We start from the raw sequence: 18,658 nt of genomic DNA, 5'->3' as shown, positions 1-18,658 counted from the left end.
AGGGTAGGGGTGAGGGGGGCTCTCCGCGGGGGAGGTGGGAGTTGGACTCGCGGAGACTCCCCCTCACCCGGATTGCTGCGCAATCCGACCTCTCCCCGCAGGCGGGGAGAGGTGAAGGAGAGCGCACATACTGTGTGAGAGAAGGTCATGCGGCTAATCCGTGTACCTGATGCGCGGATCGAACACGGCGTAGAGCATGTCGACGATGAAATTCGCACTCACCACCACGACGGCGATCAGCATCACGAGGTTCTGCACGATCGGATAATCGCGCCAGCGGATCGCCTCGACCAGGAAGCGGGCGACGCCGGGGATGTTGAACACCGTCTCGGTGACGATCAGGCCGCCGATCAGGAACGCCGCCTCGATGCCGATCACGGTGATGACCGGCAGGATCGCGTTCTTCAGCGCGTGCTGATAGTTCACGGCGGCATCGGAGGCGCCCTTGGCGCGCGCGGTGCGGATGTAGTCCTGCCGCAGCACCTCCAGCATCGAGGACCGCGTGATGCGCATGGTCAGCGCCGCGCTGCGGAAGCCGACGGCGGCGGCGGGCACGGCATAGGTTGCGAACGCCTCGAGCCAGGTCTGCGGATTCGGATTGAAGATCGGCATCTGGCCGAACATCGCCACCGACGCCGTGAGGATGAGCAGGCCGAGCCAGAATGAGGGCAGCGACAAGCCGCTCAAGCTGACGACGCGCAAGGCGTAATCCAGCCGCGTGCCTTGCTTCACCGCGCTGATGACGCCGAGCGGAATGCCAATCGAGACCGAGAACAACAGCGCAAGGCCGGCGAGCCGCGCCGTGATCGGGATCCGCGGCAGGATCTCCTGGAGCGCCGGCTTCTCGGAGACGTAGGAGTAACCAAAGTCGCCGCGCAGAAAACCGCTGATCCAGTGCCAATACTGCACGATCAGCGGCTGGTCGATGCCGAGCTCCTTCTCCAGGTTGGCCTTGTCGGCGGGATCGACATAGCCGGCCGCGGCGAACAGGATGTCGACGATGTTGCCGGGCACGATGCGCAGCAGGAGGAAGATGACGATCGAGATCCCGAACAGGGTCACGAGCATCAGGAACAGGCGTCGCACCAGATAGGCAAACATCCTTCGCCCTCCGCGAGCCGCTACTCTTCAGCCTGCCGCGCTACTTGTCGAGCCACGCGTCCTCGTAGCGAAAGCCGTTATAGGAGCTGTTCGACATGATCGTGATGCCCTTGACGTAGGGCTGCCAGCAGGTGCCGGCCCGTGCATGGAAGATGATCGGACGGGCGACATCCTCCTGCAGCTTCTTGTCGATATCCCAGACCAGCGGCTTGCGCTTGCTGGTGTCGGTCTCCTGCGATTGCACGTCGAACAGCTTCTCGATCTCCTTGTTGCAGTAATTGGTGTAGTTCCGCTCCGAGCCGCAGGAATAGTTTTCGTAGAAGGACTGGTCGGGATCGTCGACGGAATTGCCGGTCAGATTGAGGCCGAGCATGTAGTCCTTGCGCGCGACTTTCGGGAACCAGTTCGCGGTTTCGACGACGTCGAGCTCGCCGTCGATATAGATGCTCTTGAGCTGGTCGATCAGGATCACGGCGGGGTCGCGATATTCCGCGAGATTGCGCGTCGAGACCTTCACCGCGAGGTGCTTGTCGGGGCCGTAGCCCGCCTTCTGCATCAGTTTCTTCGCTTCCTCGCGGTTCGCGTTCACGTCCCGGCCATAGCCCGGAATGGTCTCGAGCTTGTCCTTGGGCATGCCCCAGACGCCTTGAGGCAGTGGCAGCATGGTGCCGCCGATGTCGGCCTGGCCTTCGAACAGGATATCGACGAACGCCTTGCGGTCGAGTGCCATCGCCATCGCGCGGCGAATATCGATGTTGTCGAACGGCGCGGAGGTCGAATTGACGATGATGTTGGTCGAAACGTTGGTCGGCTCGACGACGCAAGTCGCGTTCGGCGCCTGCGACTTGATGTCCTTCAGGAGCGGGATCGTGATGTGCGTCGGGAAGGTCATGTCGAACTTTCCGGCGACGAAAGCGAGGATCGCGGTCGATCGGTTCGTGATGATCGTGTACTCGATGCCGTCGAGATAGGGCAGGCCCTTCTTCCAATAGTCCGGATTTCGCGTCAGCTTGATCGATTCATTGGCCTTGAACTCGACGAACTTGAACGGTCCGGTACCGACCGGATGGGTGCGCATGTCCGCGGGCGAGACGTGGCAGGGATAGATCGGCGTATAGCCTGACGCCAGCATCGCCAACAGCGACGGTTGCGGCCGCTTCAGGTCGAAGGAGACCTCGAAATCGCCACTCGTCGTGATCTCGTTGACTTCATTGTACCAGGCCTTGCGCGGATTTTGCCGAAGCTTCTGCTGCGATTTGCCCATCAGGAGATCGAAGGTGCATTTGACGTCGGCCGATGTGAACGGCTTGCCGTCATGCCATTTGACACCCTGGCGCAGCTTGAATGTCAGCTTCTTGTTGTCGTTGCCCCAGGACCAGCTTTCGGCCAGCTCGGGCCGGAGGGTATCAGGGCTGTTCTGCGCGATGTGCTGGTCGTAAATGACGAGATTATTGAAGACGCCCATGAACGGTACGTTGACCGAATAGGTCGCGCCCTCGAGGATCGATGCGTTGGCCGGGCTGTCGCGGTGATACATTCGCAGGACGCCGCCCTGCTTGGGCTCGCCGGCGAGCGTGGTGGTTGAGGCCGTCAGCACAGATAGCGCCGCCATTGCGGCGAGCGCCCACACGCTCCGCATGCTCATCCTCCCTGGACATCAGTCTTTTTGGCCTTTGCGGCCTGTTTGTCGCGACGATAGCACGCGAGTTGAGGGAGGCAACCGGTAAGGCCGCATGCCGCCTCGACAATTCGGATGACGGAAGGCCGCAGGTTATCATGCTCACGATGTGAGAGTGCAGGTGCGAAGAGATGGTTCCTGCGGTGATGTTGCGCGATGCAGAATCAACAAACTCACTGTCGTCCCGGACAAGCGAAGCGCAGTTCCGGGACCCATAGCCACAGGGAGACGTTTGGCGAAGACTCGGGGTGACCTGCTCGCCCTACGACTATTCCCTGTGGTTATGGATCCCGGGCTCGCGACTTCGTCGCCCCGGGACGACACCATTTGTTTGGACGCGTCTCGCGCATATCGCCCGCGAGTGGAGCGACGCCCTCACACGATCCTCGACGCCTTGTTTCCCCAATACCGATCCCGCAGCAGGCGCTTGTACAACTTCCCCGTCGGCAGCCGCGGCAATTCCTTCTCGAAATCGACCGAGCGCGGCACCTTCTGTCGCGACAGCGATTTTGCGCAGAATGCGATCAGCTCTTCGGCGAGCGCCTCGCCCGGCACGACATCAGGCATCGGCTGCACCACCGCCTTCACCTCTTCGCCGAGATCGGGATTGGGCACGCCGAACACCGCGGCATCGGCGACCTTCGGATGGGTGATGAGCAAATTCTCGCATTCCTGCGGGTAGATGTTCACGCCACCGGAGATGATCATGAAGGTGGCGCGATCGGTGAGGTAGAGAAATCGGTCGGCATCGACATAGCCGACATCGCCGACCGTGCTCATGCTGCCGTCGGCCGAGCGCGCCTCCCTGGTCTTCTCCGGATCGTTGAAATATTCGAACGGCGAGGCGGTCTTGAACCAGACCTGGCCGGGGGTGCCGGTCGGACATTCCCGCATGTTCTCGTCGAGGATGTGGAGATCGCCGAGCAGCACCTTGCCGACGGTGCCGCGGTGGCTAAGCCATTCCTCGCTGTTGCAGGCGGTAAAGCCGAGGCCCTCCGTCGCGCCGTAATACTCGTGAATGATCGGCCCCCACCATTTGATGATGTCGTCCTTGACCAGCGCCGGGCAGGGCGCGGCGGCGTGGATCGCGATCTCCAGCGAGGACAGGTCGTAGCGGCCGCGCACCTCCGCCGGCAACTTCAGCATGCGCGAGAACATGGTCGGCACCAGCTGGGTGTGGGTGATGCCCCAGTGCTGGACGAGTTCGAGGTAACGCTCGGGATCGAAACTCTCCATGATGATCACGGTGCCGCCCATGCGGATCGTGAGGTTCACGGCCGCCTGCGGCGCCGAGTGATAGAGCGGGGCCGGCGAGAGGTAGACCATGCCCTCGCGGTAGTGCCAGAGCTTGGTGAGGAAATCGAACAGCGGCAGATTATGCTTCGGCGGCTCCTCCGGCAGCGGCCGCAGAATGCCTTTCGGCCGTCCCGTCGTGCCGGACGAATAGAGCATGGCGGTGCCGAGCCACTCATCCGCGATCGATGTTGCCGACATATCCGCGGTGACGTCCGCAAGTCCGACGATGCGCTCGCTCTCGCCGGGGCCGTCGGCGACGATGCAGAGCTTGATGTCGGGGCAGGCCTTGATCGCCTCGCGGGCGATGTCGAGCTTCGCCACCGAAGTGATCAGGATCTTGGACTGGCTGTTGACCAGCAGATAGGCGAGCTCGCCCGGCGTCAGGAACGAGTTGATGCAGGTGTAGTACAGCCCGGAGCGTTCGCCGGCGCCGCAGGCCTCCAGATAGCGCGAATTGTTCTCCATGAAGATCGAGTAGTGGTCGAGCCGCTTCAAGCCGTGCTTGCGGAACAGGTGGGCCAGCCGGTTGCTGCGCGCATCGAGCTCGCGATAGGTGACGGCCTCGCCTGTGGCCGCCATGATGAAGGCGGGCTGCAGCGGGCGTAGGCGGGCATGCTGACCTGGGTACATCTATCCTCCGGCTTTGATTTATGCGGCGAGAAGCAGGATTTCGCGCACCTGCGCCGGGCCTTCGATCTTGCGCGGGTTACGCGGGATCCAGTTGGTGCGCATCGCCTGCTCGGCGATGGCGTCGAAATGCTGCGGCGACACCTGCACCTCGGTGAGGCTGCGCGGCATGCCCAGCGAGCGGATGAAGGCATCGAGCACGTCGGCAGCGTCGTGGCCGGGAAAGCCCATGGCGGCCGCGACGATCATCTGCCGCTCGGCATTGGCGCTCGCATTCCAGCGCATCACCGCCGGCAGCATGATGCAGGACGTGTAGCCGTGCGGCACGTCGAAGGCCGCGCCCAGCACGTAGCCGATGCCGTGGCTCGCGCCCATGGGAACGCCGGCCGCGAGCGCGCCCATCGACAGCCAGGTGCCGATCTGCGCGTCCATCCGCGCGTCGAGATCGGCGGGGTCGGCTTTCACCCGCGGCAGCGCGTCGGCGAGCATGGCGAGGCCCTTCACCGCTTGCGCGTCGGCATAGGGATGCGTCTCGCGCGAGCAGATCGCCTCGACGCAATGGTCGATGGCGCGGATGCCGGTCGACAGGAACAGCCATTCCGGGGTGTGCACGGTGATCGCGGGATCGAGGATGGTCGCGCGCGGCACGGCGAGCGGATGCCGCAGCATCTGCTTCACATGCGCAGCTCGGTCGGTGACGCCCGCGATCGCGCTGAATTCGCCGCCGGCGATCGTGGTGGGCACGCTAACCTGGCGCACGGTTGGCGCCGTCATCTCCGGTGCGACGCCCTTGTGCACGCGGATCCGCTCGATGCCGTCGATATCGTCGATGCCGTTGGCGAGGCAAAGCTGCACCGCCTTGGCGCCGTCGGTGATCGAGCCGCCGCCCACCGTGACGATCAGATCGGCGCCGGCCCCGCGCGCCGCGTTGGTTGCCGCGATCACCGCCTCGCGCGGCGTGTGCGCCGGCATGGCATCGAACAGGCCGGCGCAGCGGGGGCCCAAAGCCTGCTTGATCTTCTCGATTTCGTCGGTCTGCCGGTTCAGCGTGCCCGAAACCATCAGGAAGGCGCGGCGCGTTCCCAGCCGGTCCATCTGCGCGACGATGGCCTCAGTTGCAGGATGGCCGAACACGACCTCCTCGATCGCGCCGAAAACGACACGTCCCTGGTGCACGCCTGCCCTCCCGGACAATTCGTCTTGTTTTTGTGAGGGCAATCTAGCCGAGCGGATGGCGTTCGTCATGTGCGAAGGCGCTGGCGCTCTTTCCCTTTCCCCGCGTGCGGGAAAGGGAAGGACGTTTCCATTCATGAGCCCGGCGAACAAAGTCCAATCGCAAACCTGCCGGCTATTCAGCGCGTGCCGGGCGGGTTGCCACCCCCTGTCAACCCGCCATCCGGTCAGGGCGCGCTTGGAGCCCTGCACGCGCTTTGGTCTTGAAGTGTTCATCAACTCCACCCATCTTGGGACGCCCGCGGGTAAATGCCTACCCTGCCTTTTCCGCGGCTTTTGGCATGAGGACGATGCGAGGACCTGGGATGGCTGGACCGGATGGAAGCGAGCGACTTGTCAAAAAGCACGAATTCGTCCAGCCGCGGCATTACGCACTCGCGGGCCTCCTCGTCGCTTCGTTCGCGCTCACCGGTTGCGGGCAGCCCACCTCGCAAGCGTCTGCGCCGCCGCCGGCGCCCGTGACGGTCGCCCAGCCGGTCAAGCGCACCGTTACCGATTGGGACGAGTTCACCGGCCGCTTCGAAGCGGTCGAGGAGGTGCAGGTGCGCCCGCGCGTCGGCGGCTTCGTCAACTCGGTCGAATTCCAGGACGGCGCCATCGTGCATCAGGGCGATCTGCTTTACGTGATCGACCCGCGTCCGTTCGAGGCGGTGGCCACGCAGGCGGAAGGGCAGCTGTCGGATGCACGGGCCAAGGTGGAACTTGCCAAGCGCGAGCTCGACCGCGGCCTCAGCCTGGTGCAGACCAGCGCGGTCTCCGAGCAGGTCGTCGATCAGCGCCGTCAGGCCCTGCAAGCTGCGCATGCCGCGGAGGTGCAGGCTGAAGGCGCGCTCAAAGCGGCCAGACTGAACATCGAATTCACGCATGTGACGGCACCGTTGACCGGCCGCGTCAGCCGCCATCTCGTCAGCCCCGGCAATCTCGTGCAGGGCAGCGACAATGGCTCTTCGACCCTCCTGACCTCCATCGTCACGCTCGACCCGATCTACGTCTATTTCGACATGGATGAGGCGACCTTCATCAAATACAGCAAGCTGTGGTTCGAAGGGCGGCGTCCGAGCTCGCGCGACACGGCCAATCCGGTGCAGGTGACGCTCGCCGGCGAAACCAAGCCGTCCCATGAAGGCACCATCAACTTCCTCGATAACCGGCTCGACGTTTCGACCGGCACGCTGCGCAGCCGCGCCGTGGTCAAGAATACCGATCTGTCGATCCTGCCCGGCCAATTCGGTCGCGTCCGGATGATCGGCAGCGCGCCCTATGAGGCCCTGCTGATTCCGGACGTCGCTGTTGCGACCGACCAGTCCCGCAAGATCGTGTTCGTGGTGAAGCCCGACGACACCGTCGAGGCGCGTCCCGTGGTGCTCGGGCCGCTGGACGACGGCCTGCGCGTGATCCGCGAAGGATTGAAGGCCGAGGATCGCGTCATCGTCAACGGCATCCAGCGTGCCCGTGTCGGTGCCAAGGTTGCCCCGCAGACTGCGCCAGCGCCGGCCGGTGGCAAGTCATGAATCTCGGTCGTCTCTCCATCAACCAGCCCATCCTCGCGATGGTGCTGTCGATCGTGCTCCTGATCGTGGGTGCGCTCGCCTACACCACGCTGCCGGTGTCCGAATATCCGCAAGTGGTGCCGCCGACCGTCGTCGTCACCACGCAATATCCCGGCGCCTCCGCGCAGACCGTGTCCGACACGGTCGCAGCTCCGATCGAGCAGGAGATCAACGGCGTCGAGGACATGCTGTATCTCTACAGCCAGGCAACCTCGAACGGCCAGCTCACCATCACCGTCACCTTCAAGCTGGGCACCGATCTCGACAAGGCCCAGGTGCTGGTGCAGAACCGCGTCGCGATCGCGCAGCCGCGCCTGCCCGAGGAGGTCCAGCGCAACGGCGTCACCACCCGCAAGAACTCGCCCGACATCCTGATGGTCGTGTTCATGCTGTCGCCGGACGACACCTTCGACCAGCTCTACATCTCCAATTACGCGCTGCTCCAGGTCCGCGACCAGCTGCTGCGTCTCGACGGCGTTGGCGACATCCAGATCTTCGGTGCCCGCGACTATTCGATGCGGCTGTGGCTCGATCCTGACCGGATTGCCAATCTCGGCCTGACCTCGGCGGAGGTGCTGGCCGCGATCCGCGCGCAGAACGTGCAGATCGCCGGCGGCCAGATCGCCGAGCCGCCGATCGCCGACCGCGCCTTCCAGCCGAACCTCACCTTCACGGGCCGCCTGAAGGACCAGAAGCAGTTCGAGGACATCCTGATCAAGGCCGGCTCGGACGGCCGCGTGGTGCGGCTGCGTGACGTCGCCCGCATCGAGCTCGGGGCGCTCGCCTACAGCACCAACAGCTTCCTGCTGCGCAAATCCGCGGTCGCCATGCTGGTGACGCAGCGGCCGGGATCGAACGCTCTCGCTACCGCGAAGAACATTACCGACACCATGACGAGGCTGAAGGAGAGCTTCCCGAAAGGCCTCGACTACAATATCGGCTACAACCCGACCGAATTCATCGCTCAGTCCGTCCACGAGCTGATCAAGACCATCTATGAGGCCATGCTGCTCGTCGTCATCGTCGTGCTGGTGTTCCTGCAGGGCTGGCGTCCCGCGATCATTCCGATCATCGCGATCCCGGTGTCGCTGGTCGGTACCTTCGCGGTGATGGCGGCGCTGGGCTTCTCGATCAACAACCTCACACTGTTCGGCCTCGTCCTCGCGGTCGGCATCGTGGTCGATGATGCCATCGTGGTGGTCGAGAACGTCGAGCGGCATCTCGAGCATGGCATGAGCCGGCGCGATGCCGCGCTCAAGACGATGGAGGAGGTCGGCGGCGCGCTGGTCTCGATCGCGCTGGTGCTCTGCGCGGTGTTCGTGCCGACCGCCTTTCTGGGCGGTATTTCCGGGCAGTTCTTCCAGCAATTCGCCGTCACCATTGCGGTTGCGACCGCGATCTCCTGCTTCTGCTCGCTGACGCTGTCGCCGGCGCTGGCCTCGCAGATCCTGGTGCCGCACGAGGAGAAGCAGCCGCCGGCAAGCTGGAATGTCATCGCGCGCGGCTGGAATGCCTTCACCGGCGTATTCAATCGCGTGTTCGACCGTCTGGCGCACGGCTATGCCGGCCTCGCCAATTTCGTGATCCGGCACTCGGTGGTGATGATCCTGATCTATGTCGTGCTGATCGGAAGCGCCGGCTGGTTGATCGCGACCACGCCGCAAGGCTTCATCCCGGCGCAGGATCGCGGCTACGTCATCGTATCCGTGCAATTGCCGGGCGCGGCTTCGCTGGCGCGCACCACCGAGGTCGTGCGCGAGATCGAGCGGATCTCGCTGGACACGCCGGGCATCGTTCGTGTCGCCGCCTTTGCCGGCTTCTCCGGTGCCACCCGCACACAGGCGGGCAATGCCGCCGCGCTGTTCCCGGTGTTCGACGAACCAGAGGCGCGGATCAAGAAAGGATTGACGGCCAACGCCATCACGGTCGAGCTGCGCAAGCGCCTGTCCGCGATCCAGGGCGCCTTCATCATCGTGATCCCGCCGCCGGCCGTGCCTGGCATCGGCACCGGCGGCGGCTTCACCATCCGCATCCAGGACCGTCAGGGCCGCGGGCCTGAGTTGCTCGCTGCGGCCACCGACGAGCTTGTCGCCGCGGCGCGCAAATCGCCCTCGCTGCTCGGCCCCACGGTGTTCTCGCCGTTCTCGGCCAACACGCCGCAGCTCTTCGTCGACATCGACCGCACCAAGGCGCAGAAGCTCGGCGTTCCCATCTCCAATATCAACGACACGATCCAGAGCTATTTCGGATCGACCTATGTCAACGACTTCAACCTGTTCGGCCGCACCTATCACGTCACCGCGCAGGCCGACTTCCCGTTCCGGAAAGAGCCCAGCGACCTCGCACGCCTGCGCACACGCAACGCCTCCGGCGACATGGTGATGCTCGGCAGCGTGGTCGAGTTCAGGGATGTCTCGGGTCCCGACCGCGTCGCGCGCTACAATCTCTATGCCGCGTCCGAGCTCCAGGGCGAGCCGGCGCCGGGCACCAGCTCGACCACCGCGCTCAACACCATCAAGAAGCTGGCGGACGACACCTTGCCGAGCGGCTTCACCTTCGAATGGACCGATCTGTCCTATCAGCAGATCACCGGCGGCAATGCCGGCCTCTACGTGTTCCCGATCTGCGTGCTGTTCGTCTACCTCGTGCTCGCTGCGCAATATGGCAGCTGGACCTTGCCGTTCGCGGTGATCCTGATCGTGCCGATGTGCCTGCTCGCCGCCACCATCGGCGTGCGCATCATGGGCCAGGACGTCAACATCCTCACCCAGATCGGCTTCGTCGTGCTGGTGGGGCTGGCGGCCAAGAACGCGATCCTGATCGTCGAGTTCGCGCGCGACATCGAGAACGAGGGCAAGCCGCGGCTGGAGGCGGTGATCGACGCCTGTCGCTTGCGCCTGCGGCCGATCCTGATGACCTCCTTCGCCTTCATCCTCGGCGTCTTGCCATTGGTGATATCGAGCGGCTCCGGCTCGGAGATGCGGCAGGCTGTCGGCGTCGCCGTCTTCTTCGGCATGATCGGCGTCACCCTGTTCGGCCTGTTGTTCACGCCGATCTTCTACGTGGTGGTGCGGAACCTGGCGGAAGGGCGGAATGAGGGGAAGAAGCCGGAGGTGGTGGCTTCTTAAGCGCACGTGATGGCCACCGGTGTGTCCACATCCTCGCCGTCATCCCCGCGAATGCGGGGATCCATAACCCCAGGGAGGAGTTTGGCGCGAAGCTCTTCGCAAAACTCCTTCCTGTGGCTATGGATCCCGGATCTTCGCTTCGCTCGTCCGGGATGACAGCTCATTTTGTCGCGCCACCCTCGATGCCAATTGGCACACGCCCATACTAACGACCAACTTGAAATGGATGGGCAGGCGCGGGGTTCTTCCCTAGTATCCGCGCGATTTCAAAACAGAAAACTGCTGGGAGATAACAGATGAAATCAGCACTTTTGGCCGCCGTCGCAACCTCTGCTCTGGTGCTGGCGGCGCCGGCCTCCGCGCAAGGCGTCAAGATCGGCATCCTCAACGACCAGTCCGGCGTCTATGCCGATTACGGCGGCAAATGGTCGGTCGAGGCGGCCAGGATGGCGATCGAGGATTTTGGCGGCGAGGTGCTGGGTCAGAAGGTCGAGCTCGTCACCGCCGACCACCAGAACAAGGCCGACCTCGCGACCTCGATCGCGCGGCGCTGGTACGACGTCGAGAACGTCGACATGATCACGGAGCTGACGACCTCCTCGGTCGCGCTCGCGATCCACGAGCTGTCCAAGGAAAAGAAGAAGATCGACATCGTCGTCGGCGCCGCCACCTCGCGGCTGACAGGCGATGCCTGCCAGCCCTACGGCTTCCACTGGGCCTACGACACCCGCGCGCTCGGCGTCGGCACCGGTGGTGCGCTGACCAAGGCCGGCGGCGACACCTGGTTCTTCCTCACCGCGGACTACGCCTTCGGCTACGCGCTGGAGAAGGATACCAGCGAGATCGTCACCGCCAATGGCGGCAAGGTGGTCGGCTCGGTGCGCGTGCCGCTCAACTCCTCGGACTTCTCCTCGTTCCTGCTGCAGGCGCAGAGCTCGAAGGCGAAGATCGTCGGCCTTGCCAATGCCGGCCTCGACACCACCAATTCGATCAAGCAGGCGTCCGAGTTCGGCATCGTCGCCAGCGGCCAGAAGCTCGCCGGCCTGCTGATGACGCTCGCCGAAGTAAATGGCCTCGGCCTCCAGGCTGCACAGGGCCTGGTGCTGACCGAAGGCTATTACTGGGACGTCAACGACAAGTCCCGCAATCTCGGCGAACGCTTCCTCAAGCGCACCGGCCGGATGCCGAACATGATCCAGGCCGGCACCTATTCGGCGACGCTGAGCTACCTGAAGGCGGTCAAGGCGGCAGGCACCAAGGATCCGGATGCGGTTGCCAGGAAGCTGAAGGAGCTGCCGGTCGACGACGATTTCGCGCAAGGCGGCAAGGTGCTCGAGAACGGCCGCATGATCCACGACATGTATCTGTTCGAGGTCAAGAAGCCGTCGGAATCGAAGAAGCCCTGGGACTATTACAAGCTGCTCGCCACCGTCCCCGGCGACAAGGCCTTCTTCACCGCCAAGGACAGCGGCTGCCCGCTGACGAAGTAGGGGCGAGGATCGCGCCAATAACTCAGTGTCGTCCCGGACAAGCGCAGCCCTTGGCAACGCGTAGCGTTGTCGAGGGCGAAGCGCAGATCCGGGACCCATAACCACAGGACTGTGTGGTTACGGGGACTCGGAGTGATCGGCTCGCGCTACAACTTCGTCCTGTGGTTATGGGTCCCGGGCTCGCTTCGCGCCCCGGGACGACAGCGAAACGTGGGGCCGCAGTTCATCCTCACACCAGCCGCAACACCACCGCACCCAGCGCGCCGGCCCACAGTGCGATGGCGGCGATGCCCTGGATCATGAAGCCCGGGCCGCGCTTGGCTGCCGCTTTCGAATAACCGATGAAATAGACGATGCGGCCGATGATCCAGACGGCGCCGATCCCCGCCGCGATGCCGTCGCCGATATAGACCGCGAACAGCCAGAGCGCCGGCAGGACAATCGGCATCCATTCCAGCGTGTTCGCCTGGATGCGGAAGGCGCGTTCGAAATCCGGATGGCCCGACATCGCCGGCACCTTGACGCCGGTCTTGGTGCGCGCGCTCGAGACGTTGATGGCGGTGAAGAAATAAAATGCGATCGCCAGCAGCGTGACGAGAGCGGTGAAATGATACATCGCTGGTTCCTTCAAACAGACCGCGCTTCAATACCCGGTCAGCTCGAGATAGCCAACGCCGTCATGCGTCCCGGCAAAGCTGATCGGCCCCTCCCAATAGGAGAAGCCGGTCCCCATCCAGGCCCCGGGATTGAGCGGCTTGCAGTGGATCGAGAACGATCGCGACGGGATCGCGATCTGCCATTCCACCGGCAGCTTGCGTCCCGCAACCTCCGCCGTCGCTTTCGGCATCATCCGGATGTCGCCGCCGGCGATCATCTGCGTTTCGCCGGCGGCGCTGATCCAGTTGCCGAAGGGATAGTCTTTGCCGTCCTTCTGCCGCAGCCGGTACAGCATCAGCTTGTCGCCTGACGACAGATGCAGCGACAGCCAGTCCCAGCCGGTCTGGTCGGCGTCGAGCGGCTGGCTGCTCCATTCGCGGTCCATCCAGGCCTGGCCCGAGACATCGACCGGCTTGTCGTCGATGGTGAGCGTGCCGCGGGCGCGGTAGAACGGCTGGCTGTAATAATAGGACGCCTGGCCACGCTCCGATTTGCGGCTGTAGCCGCGATCGCCTTGCAGCACCACAGCGCGATCGGCCTCCAGCGTCAGTGCGTAGCTGAAATCTGTGCTGGACGCCCTCAGCGCCAGCGGCGCCAAAGTGCGGTCATCGGTTCGCTCGAGAGCCTTCATCTCCCAATCGTCGATCCAGGCATCGAACGGCTTGGCCGTGACGCCGGCCTGGCCGACGCCGCCGCGTGAAAAGACTTCGTTGAAGCGGTGGGTGTCGGCGCGCGTCACTGCGGCATGCGCCATCCAGACCTGCTGATTGGCCCAGCCTTCGCCTTGAGGGCCTGGCTGCGCCGCCTGACGGAACAGCGTCCATTGCAGGCCGCAAGCCGCGCCGCTGCCGTCGATGAGGTTTGCCGTCAGATACCACCATTCGATGCGAAACTCCGGATGCGGCCCGTGATCGCCAGGAAAGGCAAACAGCTTTCCCGGCGTCACCTTCCCAAAGCCATCCGCTTTTTCACCGAGCCCCGCATAGCCTTGCGCGCCGGCGCGGCGTGCGAGGGCCAGCGCAGCGATGCCGCCGGCGAAGGCGCGGCGCGACATGCGATCAGCGCTCATTGGCAAACACCTTGACGAGACTTGCCGGCTGCATCCGCGCCAGCCGTGCTACCGGCAACAGCGCCGCCAGCAGCGACGCCAACAGCGCGACCGCGATCAGCTCGACCAGTTGCAGCGGAAACACGTGGAACGGCAGCCGCCAGCCGAACGCCTTCACGTTCACGATCGCGATCAGGCACCACGCCACCAGGAGCCCGAGCGGAACGGCGAGTAGCGCCGTGAACAGCGCCACCGACAGCGTCTTGGTCAATTCGATCGCGGCAAGGCGCGGCCGCGTGATGCCGATCGCCCACAGTGGCGCGAGGTGCGGCAGACGGGAGTTCGCCAGCGTCAGCAGGCTCGTGAACAGCGCGATCCCGGCGACACCGAGCGTGAAGGCGTTCAGCGCCGAGGTCACTGCGAAGGTGCGGTTGAAGATGCGGATCGATTCGGCCTTCACCGTCGCCTGGTCGGCGACACTGCGGTCGTCGAGCGCAAACTGTTTCTGCAACGCCGCGATCAGGCCGGGGATATTCTCCTTCGCGACGATCAGGCCGATCCGCGTCTGCGGCGTCTGCGGAAACTGCCGGATCAGCGCCGCGACGTTGACGGTCAGCTGCCCCTTAGGGTTGCCGTAATCGGCATAGATGCCGACGATGTCGAGCTCCCAGGTCCCGCCTGGCGCCGGCACCTCGACGACGTCGCCGATGCGGACGTTGAGGCGGCGGCTGAGCTGCTCGCTGATGAAGGCGGCATTGCCCGGCACGAGCCGGCTCCAGCCGCGCGGCGCGGTTTCCAGCAGCGGCCAGCGCTCGCGATAGAGCGCGTGATCGGGCAGGCCGAGCAGCTCCACCGGCTGGCCCTGAACCTGCGCCTCGGCGCGGCCGCCCGATAGGATCGCCTGCACGTCGCTGCGCTCGCGCAGCCAGTTGCGGATGGCAACGCCTTGCGCATTGTCCGAGGCGCTGATGTAGACGTCGGCGGCGAGCCGACCGTTGAGCCAGCCGAGGAAGGTGCGGCTGAAGGTTTCCACCATGGTGGACACGCCGACATTGACGGCGAGCGCGAGCAGCAGCGCCATCAGCGCCAGCGACAATCCGGAAAGCTGCTGCCGGCTGTCCGCCCAGAACCACAGCGCAAGCGGCTTCCTCGCGGCGCGCTGGCCCGCGAGCAGGATGATCTCGAGCAGCGCCGGCAGGATCAGGGCCGCACCGAACATCAACGCCGCCAGCACGCCAAAGCCTGCGATCAGCGATTGCCCGTACTGGAGCAGCAGCAGCGCGACCGCGAACACGGCGCAGGCGGCCAGACTTTGCAGGATCAGCCAGCGGCGCTGCCTCTGCTGCCAGGCGCGCGGCTGCGCCGTCGCCAGCACCGGCATCCTGATCGCCTTGATCAGGCTGGTCGCCGCCGCAACCAGCGCGCCCGCAATGCTGATGCCGATGCCGGCGAGCCACCATTCAGGCTGTAAGGTCAGCTGCCCCGGGATCTGTGCGCCATAGAGCCCGCGCAGCGACGCCGCGACGTCGGGCAGCAGCACTGCCGCGATGAAATAGCCGCAGACGAGCCCGATCAGGCCGGCGATCAGCGCCAGCGCCACGAGCTCGATCACCAGCACGGTGTTGACCAGCCGCGCCGAGGCGCCGCAGGCGCGCAAGGTCCGCAACATCGGCAGCCGCTGCTCGAAGGCGAGGCCGACGGCCGAGTTGACGATGAACAGGCCGACGAAGAACGATAACAGGCCGAACGCCGTGAGGTTGAGATGAAAGCTGTCGGTGAGGCGCTCCAGCTCGGTCTCCGCGTTCGGCTCAACCAGCTGCAGCCGGTCGCCGACCACGCTTGCCAGCGGCGCAGGCTTGCTCCTGGGCTTGCCGATCAGAAGCCGCGAGACCTGATCCGGCTTGTTCAGCAGACGCTGCGCCACGCCGATATCGACCACCAGCACGCCGGGCGCGAGCTGCGGCAACACGCGCAGCGGCGGCAATGTCGCGCCGTTGCTGATCGGCGGCGCCGCGCCTTCCGTTTCCTGCAAGTCGCTCAGCGTCTCCCGCGCCACCAATGTCTGGCCCGGCGGTGCAACAAAACTGCCTAGATCCGCAGCACCGAGACGCGGTGCGTTGCCGATTTCGACCGGCAGGGTGACCGGCTCGATCCCGAGCAGCCGCACCGAGCGTCCGTTGATCTGGACCCGCCCCTCCAGCGCCGGCGACACCGGCCAGCCGGCACGGCGGAGTTTGATGAACAGCTCCTGGGGAAATGTCGCGCCAGCAGGCGCGATCAGCATGGCGGTGCGGGCGCCGCCGAACGTCGCCGCGGCGCGGTCATAGGCATTGCGGGCCTGCTGGTTGATGGCCTGCACGCCGCTCCACAGCGCGGTCGCCGCGATCAACCCGACCAGCAGCGTCGCGAACTGCATCTTGTGACGCCGCCAATGGCTGAGCAGCACTGCGAGCACCCAGAGCGCGCGTCTCATGCGATCCGCCCCGCATGCAGGGTGAGGTGGCGGTCGAGCGTGCCGGCCAGATGCAGGCTATGGGTCACCATCAGGAAGCCGCAGCCGGTGCGCGCGACGAGGTCGCGCGTCAGCGCCAGCACGTTTTCGGCCGTGGCCTCGTCGAGATTGCCGGTCGGCTCGTCCGCCAGCAGCAGCGACGGCTTTGTCGCCAGTGCCCGGCCGATCGCGACCCGTTGCTGCTGGCCGCCGGACAATTGCTCGGGATAGCGCTTCAGGAGAGGGCCGAGGCCGAGCCGTTCGACCAGCTCCTTGGTCCAGGCTGCATCGTGACGGTCGGCGATCCGCGCCTGGAAAACCAGATTGTCCGCGACCGACAGGCTCGGGATCAGGTTGAATTGCTGAAAAACCAGGCCGATCCGGTCGCGCCGCAAGCTGGCGCGCCCTGCATCGGACAGCGCGGTGACTTCGGTGCCTTGCAGCCGGATCGTGCCGCCATCGGCGGCATCGAGCCCTGCGATCAGGTGCAACAATGTGCTCTTGCCGCTGCCGGACTCGCCGGTCAGCGCGACGCGTTCACCCTCCTTAAGGTCGAGATCGACGCCACGCAGCACATGGACCGGTTCGCCGGCCGAGGAGAAAGTCTTGGAGAGATTTCGGATGCTCAACACGATGAATGGCGCCGGGCGGAATTAGCGGAATTGCTGCGTAGCACACTTGCTGCGGAAATGCCGGGTTGCGTTGGTCTCGAAGCCGTTGTTAGCTCCCAAGATAGCCAAATCAAAAAAGTGCCAAAAGACATCGACGGGGGAGAATCATGAGCGTTGAGGGAACGACGGAGGTAGCCGGCAAGACGATCGGGACCAAGGGAACGCCGAAGGGCGCCTGGACCGTGACGTTTCTCCTCTTCCTCTTCATGGTCGTGAACTTCGCCGACAAGATCGTCGTCGGTCTCGCCGGCGTGCCGATCATGACCGATCTGAAGCTCACCCCGGAGCAGTTCGGCCTGCTCGGCTCCTCGTTCTTCTTCCTGTTCTCGATCGCCGCCATTGTGGTCGGCTTCATCGTCAACAAGGTGCCGACACGCTGGGTGCTGCTCGTGCTCGCAGTGATCTGGGCGCTGGCGCAGTTTCCGATGGTCGGCACCGTCTCCTTCACTACGCTGCTGATCTGCCGCATCGTGCTGGGTGCCGGCGAGGGCCCGGCCTTCTCCGTCGCCGCGCACGCGATCTACAAATGGTTCCCCGACGAGAAGCGCACGCTGCCGACCGCGATCCTGTCGCAGGGCTCGGCCTTCGGCGTGATCCTGGCGGTGCCGGCGCTGAACTGGGTCATCGTCAATCATTCCTGGCACTATGCCTTCGGCGCGCTCGGAATCGTCGGCCTGATCTGGGTTTGTGCCTGGCTCGCGCTCGGCAAGGAAGGCCCGCTGGAGGACACGCAGGTCCTGGCCGCGACCGAGCAGAAGATCCCTTACTTGCAGCTTCTCACCTCTCGCACCTTCATCGGCTGCGTCGCGGCGACCTTCGGTGCTTATTGGGCACTCTCGCTCGGCCTGACCTGGTTCACGCCGTTCATCGTCAAGGGGCTCGGCTTCTCGCAGAGCCAGGCCGGCTTCATCTCGATCCTGCCCTGGGTGTTCGGTGCCACCATCGTCATTCTCACCGGGTGGATCTCGCAGGTGATGATGGCGCGCGGCTACAACACCCGCGTGGCTCGCGGCGTGCTCGGCTCGGTGCCGCTGGTCATCGGCGGGCTGATTCTGGCGATGATGCCGCATGTTCAGGGCGCGGGCTTGCAGATCGCGCTGCTCGTGGTCGGCTCTGGCCTGTGCGGGGCGATCTATGTGGTCTGCCCGCCGATGCTCGGCGAGTTCACGCCGACGTCGCAGCGCGGCGCGATCCTCGCGATCTATGGTGCGCTCTACACGCTGGCCGGCATCATCGCGCCGGCCGTGATGGGGGCGATGATCCAGCGCGCCGGCAGCACGGTCGATGGCTACATGGCCGGCTTCACCATCAACGCCGTGATCATGGTCGGCTCCGGCCTGCTCGGCCTGCTGCTGCTGTGGCCGAACTCGGAAAAGGCCAGGCTGACGCGCGGTGCGGCGCCGCAGGCAGCATCGTTGAAGGGTGCGGTCTCGCCGACGTAAGGGGGGCGGGCGAGGGTTAGATAGAGGCCGCCGGCCACAACCCCAACTGTCGTCCCGGACAAGCGAAGCGCAGATCCGGGATCCATAACCACAGGGAGGGGTTTGGCGACGACTCGGAGTTATCAGTTTAGCCCCATAACCGCTCCCTGTGGTTATGGGTCCCTGCGTTCGCACTAGGGCATGCACATATCTCTGAGGCTCCATCCTGCTGCGACGGCGTTGAAGTATTCGAGGCCGTTTTTGAAG

12 protein-coding genes are annotated in these 18,658 nt (G+C 64.8%); 4 read left to right on the top strand and 8 right to left on the bottom strand.

What is annotated here, in order from left to right; all coding sequences use genetic code 11:
* Positions 1 to 153: 153 nt before the first annotated feature.
* The 4 genes from XI03_RS28270 to XI03_RS28255 form a co-directional block, all read right to left on the bottom strand.
* The gene (locus tag XI03_RS28270) at positions 154 to 1,101 is read right to left on the bottom strand and encodes an ABC transporter permease (RefSeq protein ID WP_028139688.1); all 948 of its coding nucleotides are present in this window, start codon (positions 1,099 to 1,101) and stop codon (positions 154 to 156) included.
* 40 nt (positions 1,102 to 1,141) lie between these two features.
* Positions 1,142 to 2,740, bottom strand: a complete 1,599-nt coding sequence (locus XI03_RS28265) for an ABC transporter substrate-binding protein (protein ID WP_028139689.1) — start codon at positions 2,738 to 2,740, stop codon at positions 1,142 to 1,144.
* 414 nt (positions 2,741 to 3,154) lie between these two features.
* Positions 3,155 to 4,705, bottom strand: a complete 1,551-nt coding sequence (locus XI03_RS28260) for an AMP-binding protein (RefSeq protein ID WP_271593965.1) — start codon at positions 4,703 to 4,705, stop codon at positions 3,155 to 3,157.
* An 18-nt stretch (positions 4,706 to 4,723) separates the two neighbouring features.
* A complete protein-coding gene (locus XI03_RS28255; protein ID WP_038970725.1) occupies positions 4,724 to 5,878 on the bottom strand; it encodes an iron-containing alcohol dehydrogenase in 1,155 nt (384 codons plus the stop codon).
* A 362-nt stretch (positions 5,879 to 6,240) separates the two neighbouring features.
* Between XI03_RS28255 and XI03_RS28250 the strand changes: the two genes are divergently transcribed.
* From XI03_RS28250 to XI03_RS28240, 3 genes are all read left to right on the top strand, one after another.
* Complete coding sequence (locus XI03_RS28250; RefSeq protein WP_271593964.1) at positions 6,241 to 7,446, top strand: efflux RND transporter periplasmic adaptor subunit; 1,206 nt, start codon at positions 6,241 to 6,243, stop codon at positions 7,444 to 7,446.
* Positions 7,443 to 10,613 (top strand): efflux RND transporter permease subunit, encoded by a 3,171-nt coding sequence (locus tag XI03_RS28245; protein WP_028139693.1) that lies wholly within the window; start codon positions 7,443 to 7,445, stop codon positions 10,611 to 10,613. The genes XI03_RS28250 and XI03_RS28245 overlap by 4 nt, the downstream gene beginning before the upstream one ends.
* A 296-nt stretch (positions 10,614 to 10,909) precedes the next feature.
* Positions 10,910 to 12,103 (top strand): ABC transporter substrate-binding protein, encoded by a 1,194-nt coding sequence (locus XI03_RS28240; protein WP_028139694.1) that lies wholly within the window; start codon positions 10,910 to 10,912, stop codon positions 12,101 to 12,103.
* A 229-nt stretch (positions 12,104 to 12,332) separates the two neighbouring features.
* On the opposite strand, the gene XI03_RS28235 is transcribed toward XI03_RS28240, so the two are convergent.
* Genes XI03_RS28235 through XI03_RS28220 form a run of 4 tightly spaced genes read right to left on the bottom strand, consistent with a single transcriptional unit; the run spans position 12,333 to position 16,931 of the window.
* Complete coding sequence (locus XI03_RS28235; RefSeq protein ID WP_038946835.1) at positions 12,333 to 12,719, bottom strand: MAPEG family protein; 387 nt, start codon at positions 12,717 to 12,719, stop codon at positions 12,333 to 12,335.
* Positions 12,720 to 12,746: 27 nt separating this feature from the next.
* On the bottom strand, positions 12,747 to 13,829 hold the full coding sequence (locus XI03_RS28230) for a lipocalin-like domain-containing protein (RefSeq protein ID WP_271593963.1): 1,083 nt from the start codon (positions 13,827 to 13,829) through the stop codon (positions 12,747 to 12,749).
* Complete coding sequence (locus XI03_RS28225; RefSeq protein WP_271593962.1) at positions 13,819 to 16,281, bottom strand: FtsX-like permease family protein; 2,463 nt, start codon at positions 16,279 to 16,281, stop codon at positions 13,819 to 13,821. Before XI03_RS28225 ends, XI03_RS28230 begins: the two co-directional genes overlap by 11 nt.
* A complete protein-coding gene (locus tag XI03_RS28220) occupies positions 16,278 to 16,931 on the bottom strand; it encodes an ABC transporter ATP-binding protein (protein WP_028139698.1) in 654 nt (217 codons plus the stop codon). Before XI03_RS28220 ends, XI03_RS28225 begins: the two co-directional genes overlap by 4 nt.
* Before the next feature lie 146 nt (positions 16,932 to 17,077).
* Here XI03_RS28220 and XI03_RS28215 point away from each other — a divergent pair, with 146 nt between their 5' ends.
* Positions 17,078 to 18,412 (top strand): MFS transporter, encoded by a 1,335-nt coding sequence (locus XI03_RS28215; RefSeq protein ID WP_271593961.1) that lies wholly within the window; start codon positions 17,078 to 17,080, stop codon positions 18,410 to 18,412.
* The last annotated feature ends 246 nt before the right edge of the window (positions 18,413 to 18,658 follow it).

The sequence above is a fragment of the Bradyrhizobium sp. CCBAU 65884 genome (genome assembly GCF_028128835.1).
In the GTDB taxonomy this organism is placed as follows: Bacteria; Pseudomonadota; Alphaproteobacteria; order Rhizobiales; family Xanthobacteraceae; genus Bradyrhizobium; species Bradyrhizobium ottawaense.
Note: the sequence above shows the minus strand (reverse complement) of the source record. Positions and strands in the feature narration are given on the sequence as shown.